Annotated in this window: 9 protein-coding genes; 4 read left to right on the top strand and 5 right to left on the bottom strand. The window is 49.5% G+C overall.

Annotated elements, in window-relative coordinates; translation table 11 throughout:
• Positions 1 to 268: 268 nt before the first annotated feature.
• On the bottom strand, positions 269 to 427 hold the full coding sequence (locus ACMP1L_RS01625; protein WP_118733849.1) for a DUF6364 family protein: 159 nt from the start codon (positions 425 to 427) through the stop codon (positions 269 to 271).
• Between the two features lie 139 nt (positions 428 to 566).
• Here ACMP1L_RS01625 and ACMP1L_RS01620 point away from each other — a divergent pair, with 139 nt between their 5' ends.
• Positions 567 to 869, top strand: coding sequence for a hypothetical protein (locus tag ACMP1L_RS01620; protein ID WP_118733848.1), 303 nt, complete (start codon positions 567 to 569; stop codon positions 867 to 869).
• A gap of 62 nt (positions 870 to 931) precedes the next feature.
• Here the strand turns inward: ACMP1L_RS01620 and ACMP1L_RS01615 are convergent, their stop codons facing one another.
• On the bottom strand, positions 932 to 2,317 hold the full coding sequence (locus tag ACMP1L_RS01615) for a hypothetical protein (protein WP_418451823.1): 1,386 nt from the start codon (positions 2,315 to 2,317) through the stop codon (positions 932 to 934).
• 595 nt (positions 2,318 to 2,912) lie between these two features.
• On the opposite strand from ACMP1L_RS01615, the gene ACMP1L_RS01610 reads away from it, so the two are divergent.
• From ACMP1L_RS01610 to phnE, 3 genes are all read left to right on the top strand, one after another.
• Positions 2,913 to 4,016 carry a PhnD/SsuA/transferrin family substrate-binding protein gene (locus ACMP1L_RS01610; protein ID WP_418451822.1) on the top strand — a complete coding sequence of 368 codons (1,104 nt, stop codon included), beginning with the start codon at positions 2,913 to 2,915 and terminating at the stop codon, positions 4,014 to 4,016.
• A 62-nt stretch (positions 4,017 to 4,078) separates the two neighbouring features.
• Entirely contained in the window at positions 4,079 to 4,822 is a 744-nt protein-coding gene (gene phnC, locus ACMP1L_RS01605; RefSeq protein ID WP_418451821.1) for a phosphonate ABC transporter ATP-binding protein, read from the top strand.
• A gap of 74 nt (positions 4,823 to 4,896) precedes the next feature.
• A complete protein-coding gene (gene phnE / locus ACMP1L_RS01600; RefSeq protein ID WP_418451820.1) occupies positions 4,897 to 6,465 on the top strand; it encodes a phosphonate ABC transporter, permease protein PhnE in 1,569 nt (522 codons plus the stop codon).
• A gap of 69 nt (positions 6,466 to 6,534) precedes the next feature.
• Here phnE and ACMP1L_RS01595 read toward each other — a convergent pair whose 3' ends face one another.
• From ACMP1L_RS01595 to ACMP1L_RS01585, 3 genes are all read right to left on the bottom strand, one after another.
• The gene (locus ACMP1L_RS01595; protein ID WP_118733843.1) at positions 6,535 to 6,897 is read right to left on the bottom strand and encodes a type II toxin-antitoxin system HicB family antitoxin; all 363 of its coding nucleotides are present in this window, start codon (positions 6,895 to 6,897) and stop codon (positions 6,535 to 6,537) included.
• Positions 6,881 to 7,138, bottom strand: coding sequence for a type II toxin-antitoxin system HicA family toxin (locus ACMP1L_RS01590; RefSeq protein WP_118733842.1), 258 nt, complete (start codon positions 7,136 to 7,138; stop codon positions 6,881 to 6,883). Before ACMP1L_RS01590 ends, ACMP1L_RS01595 begins: the two co-directional genes overlap by 17 nt.
• A gap of 67 nt (positions 7,139 to 7,205) precedes the next feature.
• Positions 7,206 to 7,778 carry a hypothetical protein gene (locus ACMP1L_RS01585; RefSeq protein ID WP_118733841.1) on the bottom strand — a complete coding sequence of 191 codons (573 nt, stop codon included), beginning with the start codon at positions 7,776 to 7,778 and terminating at the stop codon, positions 7,206 to 7,208.
• Positions 7,779 to 7,864: the final 86 nt, after the last annotated feature.

Genomic DNA, 7,864 nt, shown 5'->3' with positions numbered 1-7,864 from the left:
TTCCGGGATTTTCAACATATCAGGTGTTTGCATCTTGAGCACACACGTCCGAATGTGGCGGATGTTAATCCGACACAGGCGAACGCGTGTTAGCGAGAGCAAGCAAACAACGATATGTGAAAATAGAGGAAGACGGTCTCTTTCACTTCCGAACCTTTATTCAGCTTTGTAACTCAAATTTTTATATTGTCTATATATGGGCAATATGGTTTTTCCGCCTTGCCATATCGTATTTTCGTTGTATAATAAAAAGCAGGCACCCGCAAGACTATGTTTCATCAGTCCTGCTTCGCCTGCTTATATATTCCTTCAATACCATATTGATGTACTGGCTGAATGAGCGGTCATCTTCTTCTGCGTAATCTTTGATCGTCTGTATGATGTCGCTGTCCAGCGTGATGCTGACTTTCCCTTTTAGCGGTCTCATGCCGTTATCCTCCTTCACTTTTGTACGGTTCACAGTGTTCGCAAACTTTTTTGTACTATAGCATGAAGGCGGATTTGATATTGTTAAGTAGGATAAAGTATGATAAAGTAGGATAAAATTATTGAGGGAGATCATCCAAATGAAATACGAATCCACTTCGGATAAGCCAAATTCTTCTGATAAAAAACTATTATCCTGGGATGAACTGCTGAAAAAAGGAGCACTTTTGAAAGATACGATCCAGCGTCTCTCTCTGACGCCGGACAGGCCTTATCTTGTCACCAAATCCTGCACTGACGGAACCTTCCAGAAGGGTGATCTGATCTTTCTGGAGCCCGGCCGTGACCTTTTCTGTCCCAAAACCGGCCGCCGTATCTCCCCCGGACAATGTGCACGGGATAATCTGGATTTTATCTGCATTCCTGCAGATGTTGATTCATGATAACAGAAGGCCAGAACAGATTTTCACACCTGCACTGGCCCTCTATTCATCTAATTTCGGTTCTATTGCTTCAGCAGCGGTTCCAGAAATCCATACAGCGCCTCTTCCACGCTGGACGCATCGGTTCCTCCGCCGTAATCCAGAATGACCAGGCGGTTGTTATCACTTAAGATCAGCTCATCCAGTACAATTTCCGGCGCTTCCTCCGCTTCCGGCACAGCATTCTGTTCCTTCTGCAATTCCTCCACGGTTTTCCTGTCTGCTGTTATCACTTCCTGCGATTCCGTTTTTTCTTTTTCATCCTCTTTGCGTATGTTGTACCGATACCAGGAAATGCTCACACCGTCCGGCAGTGCGCTTAACGCTTCCGGCACTTCCAACTCCGTCACATCCCACCATCTGGACATATTCTTCGGATAGCACGTTCTTGTCTTCTGAATAATCCAGGAGAAGCGGCTTTTGTAAACCGTCACAACCACCTGATTTCCACCCCTGTCCACCTGAATATCATTGTTCTGATAACTGGCAAATGCAGTCTGTTTCCGGTTTTCATTTATCTCCTCGTTCCCGCACAGATGATCGATCACTGCCCCGGACAGCGGCACCAGAATCATGCAGAGCACAGTCACGCCGACCAGGTAACCGATCCAGTTTTCGCAGGAATCGCCGCTTCCATGCTTCCGGAGCCAGTAAAGCACCAGATATACGCTTCCCAGGATAATCAGGCTGGATATTACCGTGGTGACAACCATGCGGATGGAAAGGGAAAATGCAATGGCAAGTGACACAGAAATCAGCACTCCAAGCAAGATCACCAGTCGTTTTTTGCTTCGCAGTCGTTTCTTTAAATCCATAACCGGAAGATGACCTTCTTCTTTTAACATGCACGCACTGTCCCGCACCCAGCGAAGCAGATGCACATAGGGAATCCCATAAGAAAAGATAAGCACCAGACTAAGGGTCATGGAAAACAGCATCCAGGGATCGGTAAACAGCTTTCCCGGATTCTGAAAGTACTGATACACCAGCCAGCACTCCAGTACCACAATCAGCGGATAGAAAATACGGGTGGACCAGCCAAATACCAGGGCTTTCTGAATCAAAAACTGGTTTGCGTCACTCATTTCCTCTGTAAGCTCCAACGTTTCATCCGTAGTATAAAAAATCTGCCAGTTTGTACCACTGCACTGAAGCTTCCATCCGGCGGCTTCACAGCGTTCCCGGAATTTTCCGGCGTCCCAGGAATCCACCCCAGTCAGTACGGAGGTCTTCGGTGCCAGCATCGCCGCATAACGGCGCTTTTCCGGTTCACCCAGGCGGCATTTCATGCCGATTGTGCCAATGCTTTCCGGATACCAGCCCTCCAGGGCCAACTGTTCCAGATACTGACGCAGCGCGTCTGCCTCCCAGGGAGAAAATGTCCACCAGATGTGTTTTGTCTGTTTCATAAAATCGCCTCCTTCCGCTTTCACCCTCTGTTTTCTCTTTTCGTAACAGTTCCGTATTTTCACTGGTACGACTAAACATCCATTCTTTCTATTTTTATTATATAAAATGTTCCCCCCTCCGCAAGAACACCAAGCTTACCCTTTTCTTACATTTCTGTTACGCGTCCGCATGCTTTTCCAGGGTGTTCTTCCCTTGTTTTTTTCTGCTTTCTGTGCTACAATCCTTATCGGTTAACGGAATGCAATGTGAGGGGGAGCTCCCTGACATTACGATCAGAACGGTACGGTTTTTGCGCTGCATGAACCGAAACAAAAAACATTTATTACGATGACGAAAACCAGATTGCGAGGGAGTCCGTGTTCCGGGCTGAGAGGATCCCAGAAAGGATCGACCGTCCCCTGTCCGTACTCTGTCCAGATACGGGCTGTCAGCATTCTGTCTGAAGGTCTCGTTCAGGCATGCTGCGGCATGCCCTTTTTCATTTTGCAGGATTTCTCCCGCAGATGAAGCAAATCCGAAACGCTTTCAGCAGAATATCGCGCCTGTGCGCACAAATTTATTCTGCCCGAAACGGGCCATTGGAGGTATTATTTTATGAAAAAATTTGTTGTACCAGCACTTTCCCTGGCACTCTGCCTGGGACTTGTCACCGGATGTTCTTCCAAGACATCCGCTCCTGAAACTTCTGCCACAGAGACAACTGCCGCAAACGGCTCTGAGAGCGCAGCTTCTGAATCTACAGAATCCACCGAGCCGAAAGCCGTGGATTCCTTAAAGATCGCATTTTCCCCTTACGCTGACGCGGATACCATTACCACCGCAACGGAGCCGTTAGAGAATCTGTTAAAAGAAGAGCTTCTGACCAAAGGGTATGATGTAGCTGACATTGACATGACGGTTGGCACCAGCTACACCGCCGTCGGTGAGGCCTTAAGCGCAGGAAGCGCGGACATCGGCTTCATCTCCGGCGGAAACTATGTGCTGTTCTCCGATGACTGTGATGTGCTTCTGACCGCCCTTCGCTACGCCATCAACAAGGATTCTGAGGATCCAAAGGGCTGGAACGACGGTACCATTGAGGAAAACACCGATGCCATGAGCACCTACTACCGCTCCATCATTCTGGCCGGACCAAGTGCAAAAGGCCAGGAGCTGCTCGCAAAGGTCAACAATGGTGAAGAGCTGACCTGGGATGACTTAAACAGCGCAACCTGGGCTGTCATGGGACCAACCTCCGCGTCCGGCTACATCTATCCGTCTCTGTGGCTGCAGGAGCGTTACGGAAAAACCATCGCCGATCTGGACAATGCCGTTCAGTCTGACTCCTACACCACGTCCCTGGCACGCCTTGCCTCCGGACAGGCTGATGTCATGGTTTCCTTCGGACACATCCGTACCAAAAATGCCAAAGACTGGAAGGAAAAGCTGGGCGGAACCGATGAGATGGTAAATCAGACCGGCATCATTGGTGTTACCGAACCGATTTACAACGATATGATCGCCTACAGTAAAAACTCCGAGCTGATGCAGGATGAGGATTTCCGCAAGGCACTGGGAGATTCCTTTATTGAGCTGGCAGAAACTGACGAAGGGAAAGAAATCTTTAGTGTATTCAGCCAGATTGGCTATGAGTGGGGCGATGATGCCAACTACGATGGTGAGCGCGCCGCACAGGAGCTGTTAAAGTCTCTCAACTAACAGAAAAGCGTGGCTGTCCTGTTTGCGCACAGTCACGGACAAAACACAGGCAGGTATTTTCTATGGAACTCACATTACAGAATTCCGGGAAGCAATTTCCCGGCGGGACCGTAGCCCTGAAAAACGTAAATCTTTCCGTGTCCCAGGGAGAATTCGTATCCGTGATCGGCCCGTCCGGTGCCGGAAAAACTACGCTGTTTCGCATCTTAAACGGCATGGATACACCAACATCCGGTGCGCTTTTGATTGATGGAACCGCTTATTCCGCCATGACAAAACGGGAGCAAAAGCAGGTCCGCCGCTTGATCGGCACCATCTACCAGGATTTCTGTCTCGTAGAAAATTCCACCTGCCTGAATAATGTCCTTACCGCCTGTCTGCCGGATATGGCGCTGTTTCCCGCTGTGTTCGGTCTCTACGGACATGAGCGCCGCAAAGAAGCCTTAAAACTTCTGGACCGGGTCGGACTCTCCGAAAAAGCGGAAGAACCGGTCAAGTCACTGTCCGGCGGCCAGAAACAGCGTGTGGCCATCGCCCGCGCCCTGATGCGGCATCCAAAAATTCTGCTGGCAGACGAACCGGCCGCATCCCTGGACCCGGTCACCGGTCATCAGATTTTAGAGCTTTTAAAAGAAATCCAGGAAACGGAAGGTGTCACCATTCTGATGAACAGCCACAATCTGGAGCTTTCCCTGGAGTTTTCTGACCGGATTATCGGGTTAAAAGACGGAAGCGTGGCCTTTGACGGGAAACCGGAGCAACTGGATGAGACTATGATCCATTGCATCTATGAGAAAGACGCCTGATTTCCCAGGCAAATCACCACATTCAGAAAGGGGAACCGCCTCCACACACAGGGCAGTTCCAAAGGGTTTATTCTATGCTTCAGACCACACGGCACAATCGAAAAACTGCATATCGTCTGTCCGGCTGGCTCCTCCTTCTGGCTGTTTTCTTCGCCGCTGCAGCCTTCACCGGCTGCGAGCCGGCGCTTTTTTTTGCGCGGAAAAACCATCTTTCTGACCTGGTTTCCGACATGATCCGGCCGGATCTTTCCTATCTTCCCAAGGTCCTGACACCACTTTTTTACACCCTGCAGATGTCTGTCTGCGGAACCATTCTCGGATCAGTTCTGGGACTTCTGACAGCTCCTTTCGGTGCGGTTTCTCTTCAGTTTCCAACCGCTTTGCGCCGCCTGATCCGTCTTGTGATCCAGGTGCTGCGCTCCTTCCCGGCTCTTGTACTGGCGCTGCTTGCCACCTTTTTATTCGGGCTTGGCACCTTTGCGGGCACCTTCGCCATTACCCTTTACACCTTTGCCATCATGACAAAGCTAACCTACGAAGATGCAGACGCAGCATGCACCGCTGCCTACCGGTCACTCCGCTCCATGGGCTGTGCCTCGTTTCCGGCCTTTATCCATGCGGTCCTGCCGGAAATTCTGCCCTCCTATCTGACCAATTCCCTGTATCTGCTGGAGACTAACGTACGGCAGAGCTCCATCCTGGGTTATGTCGGTGCTGGCGGCATCGGCCTGATCCTGAATGAAAAGATTTCCTGGCGGGAATTTCAGAAGGTCGGTGCCATCCTTCTGGTTTTGTTTCTGACGGTCTGTGTCATTGAAGCCATCAGCCGTTATCTGTCTGCGCTGATACGAAGAGAATTCCTGACAGAAATCACATCCGGTCCTAAACGAAAACAGCATCTCCTGCTGCTTGGCTTAGGAACACTCCTGATATTTTGTGTCTGTCTCGCACTCCAGACACCGCCGGACTTTTCCCACACCAGCCCCGGTACCTTAAAAAGCATGGTGAGCGGTCTCTTGCAGGCCGATTGGACATTTTTCTTTTCCACTAAAAAAGACGGCCTCTTTTACCTGTTATTTGAGACCGTCTGCATTTCCATTGTGGGAACCGGAATTGGTGCGCTCCTGGCTGTTCCGTTTGCTTTTTGCGGCACCCGCCGGTTTGTCCCGGCTCCGGTATGCGCAGTTTTCCGCCTGCTGGTGATTGCCATCCGCTCCATCCCGTTTCTGATCTACGGGCTGATCTTCATCCGGGTATCCGGTCCCGGTGCCTTCACCGGAGTGCTGACCCTGGCCATGTGTAGCATCGGACTTCTGACCAAACGCTTCACCGAATGTCTGGATATGCTGGATCCTGGTCCGTACCGGGCACTCATCGCCATGGGTGTTTCCCCTCTGGCGGCCATCCGCCATGCCGTGCTTCCGCAGATTGCTCCTGCATTTGGTTCCGCCGTTCTTTACCGTTTTGATGTCAATATCCGCGAAGCATCGGTGCTGGGCCTGGTGGGTGCCGGCGGCATCGGTGCCCCGCTGATCTTTGCCATGAACAAATATGACTGGTCAAGGGCCGGAGCAATCCTTCTGGGACTGATCCTGCTGGTGTGGATGGTGGATGTGGTGTCCGGGAAGCTGGCGCAAACATAAATACAATAAAACGCAAACAAGGCATACAGAAATCTTCTGTCAGACTTCCATGTGCCTTGTTTGATACTTTTATTTTGAAAATACTGCATCATTTTTTGATAGCAGGTACACACAATACTGATTCATACTGATTCCCTCTCTCTGAGAATGTTCTGCCAGTGACCTGTGCAGACTGCGCGGAATCCTTAATTTAAACTGTCCCGAATAACCTTCAAGACTATCTGGCTCATGAATCTCAGCTCCATCTTCCAAGGCCGCCTCAAGCCATGCTTTTTTGGCATCCTGAGCATTTGCAACCGCCTGTTCTACCGTTTCGCCACATGTAATACATCCTGGCAAGTCTGGATAAGAAACTACAAATCCACCTTCGTCTTTATCTTCTACAATTTCCATGCGATAAGACATAGCCATATAATCATTCAGCGTCTTCATCATTCTTCGCCTCACTTTCTACAATCTGCCTTACCATTTCTACATATACTTTCTTGATTGGTTCATGCTTCGGTATCGTAATTGGCATACAGCCTGCTTTTCTGAATGTGTAATGACTGCTTCCGCTCCTTGGGGCATACATTTCATATCCATAACTCTCCAATACCTTCCGCAATTCGTCAAATCGGAGGTCTTTTGACAAAGTGCATATCCGCGCTATCAGTTTATCCCACTTTGACATTTTCAATACCTCCTACACTCATTATATGTGGTGTCATATATGGTGTCAACCATGTGTCTACAAAAATTTACTGAACACTCTGGATCATCTCTACAAACACAGCCTGACTTCCACCCGGTTCATAATTCAGTGAATATGCAAATCCGTCCTGCTGCCAGATAGCCAGCTTATACTGCCCGTCATCGCCTTTTAATGTCACAGACACTTCCTTTACGGTAACTTCCTTTACATCCGAATAAGTATTGTAGTCACCGGAAATATCATCCGTTCCTCTGGCTTTGCGAAACAGCACTGCTTCATCCTGGCTTTTCCCCTGGTATTCCACCTGGGCGAATTCATTCCAGCCATTTGTATACACGGTGCTGGTCACTTCAAATGGAATGTTTTTTACCTCCGGGACGGAAAAGCCGAGTACCTGGGAAAGTTCTGCCATGGGAGAAAAGCCGGCATATTCCTCTGCTTCTTCCAACGTAGCATTGTCTGTAAACGGATTCGGCATACCCACAAAATCTTCGGGATGCTGTGCCGTCACTGTCTTTCCAGTGCTGCCCTGCCCTCCACAGGCTGTCGCGGAAACTGCCGCTGCCATCATGGCCGCCAACATCACTCCACACACACGATTGTTCATCTTTCTCAGCATAATCTTATTCTCCTCTGCATTCTGAATTTTTCACGGCTGTTTTTACTTTTTATGCCGTTCTATCCTATATACAGATGAGGCATGAG

The organism is Ventrimonas sp. (assembly GCF_048380235.1).
In the GTDB taxonomy this organism is placed as follows: domain Bacteria; phylum Bacillota; class Clostridia; order Lachnospirales; family Lachnospiraceae; genus Brotaphodocola.
The sequence above is the reverse complement of the archived record's forward strand: the minus strand, read 5'-3'. Positions and strand labels throughout refer to the sequence as shown.

Coding starts and splice junctions, on each gene's coding strand:
- ACMP1L_RS01625 (WP_118733849.1), bottom strand. CDS start 427: ATGAGACCGCTAAAAGGGAAAGTCAGCATCACGCTGGACAGCGACATC.
- ACMP1L_RS01620 (WP_118733848.1), top strand. CDS start 567: ATGAAATACGAATCCACTTCGGATAAGCCAAATTCTTCTGATAAAAAA.
- ACMP1L_RS01615 (WP_418451823.1), bottom strand. CDS start 2,317: ATGAAACAGACAAAACACATCTGGTGGACATTTTCTCCCTGGGAGGCA.
- ACMP1L_RS01610 (WP_418451822.1), top strand. CDS start 2,913: ATGAAAAAATTTGTTGTACCAGCACTTTCCCTGGCACTCTGCCTGGGA.
- phnC (WP_418451821.1), top strand. CDS start 4,079: ATGGAACTCACATTACAGAATTCCGGGAAGCAATTTCCCGGCGGGACC.
- phnE (WP_418451820.1), top strand. CDS start 4,897: ATGCTTCAGACCACACGGCACAATCGAAAAACTGCATATCGTCTGTCC.
- ACMP1L_RS01595 (WP_118733843.1), bottom strand. CDS start 6,897: ATGAAGACGCTGAATGATTATATGGCTATGTCTTATCGCATGGAAATT.
- ACMP1L_RS01590 (WP_118733842.1), bottom strand. CDS start 7,138: ATGTCAAAGTGGGATAAACTGATAGCGCGGATATGCACTTTGTCAAAA.
- ACMP1L_RS01585 (WP_118733841.1), bottom strand. CDS start 7,778: ATGCTGAGAAAGATGAACAATCGTGTGTGTGGAGTGATGTTGGCGGCC.